The organism is Paraburkholderia sp. LEh10 (assembly GCF_017814945.1).
Classification (GTDB): domain Bacteria; phylum Pseudomonadota; class Gammaproteobacteria; order Burkholderiales; family Burkholderiaceae; genus Paraburkholderia.
Genome location: NZ_JAGIPX010000233.1, coordinates 1 through 665, shown reverse-complemented (window position 1 = coordinate 665; position 665 = coordinate 1). Strand labels below are relative to the sequence as shown.

At 56.4% G+C, this 665-nt stretch carries 2 protein-coding genes; both read left to right on the top strand.

Annotated elements, in window-relative coordinates; translation table 11 throughout:
• The first annotated feature begins 93 nt into the window (after nt 1-93).
• A complete protein-coding gene (locus J8I87_RS44115; RefSeq protein WP_209938933.1) occupies nt 94-330 on the top strand; it encodes a hypothetical protein in 237 nt (78 codons plus the stop codon).
• Nucleotides 331-376: 46 nt separating this feature from the next.
• On the top strand, nt 377-665 hold a 289-nt coding region (locus tag J8I87_RS46635; protein WP_409518894.1), incomplete at its 3' end, for an ISAzo13-like element transposase-related protein.

The following is a 665-nucleotide window of genomic DNA, read 5'->3' as shown; positions in this document are numbered from 1 at the left end:
GCGGTATGGAACGAGTGAGAAATAACTTCCAGAAGTGGCCCTGGCGGGTGCAAAGCGACGCTGGTAAGATGCGGTCCTTCTGGAGGACAGACGATGCAGGCTGGTTACCGGGCTGAGGTTGAAACGCGGATGAAGCGGCTGTACGCGCGGTTGTCGGAGAAGGACCGACGTCGGTATGCGGCTGTGGAGGCGGACAAGCTGGGCCATGGCGGTTTCGAATATATTGCGAAACTGTTTGACATTGACGCGAAAACAATCAGGCAAGGGTTGAAGGACCTGGAAGAAGAACTGGATCCGGCTGGAGAGCGGGTCCGAAAAAAAGGAGCGTAAATCCAGGTTAACGGACCATCCGGAGTGGAACGCGGTATTTCTGGACGTGGTGCGAGAGCATACGGCGGGCAATCCACAACACGGCGTCATCTGGACAGATCTGAAGCCGCGCGAAATCGCCCAGGCGATGACGCAGCAGGTAGACGCACGGGTGAGCGTGCGAACGGTCCGGCAGCTGCTAAAGCGCAACGGTTTTTCGCGGCGGCAATCACAGAAAAAGAAGTCGTTCAAATCCCACGCACAACGCGACGCGCAATTTCAGCGTATTGCGCAACTCAAGGCGGAATATCTCGAAGACGGCCAGCCTGTCATCAGCATCGATACGAAGAAAAAGG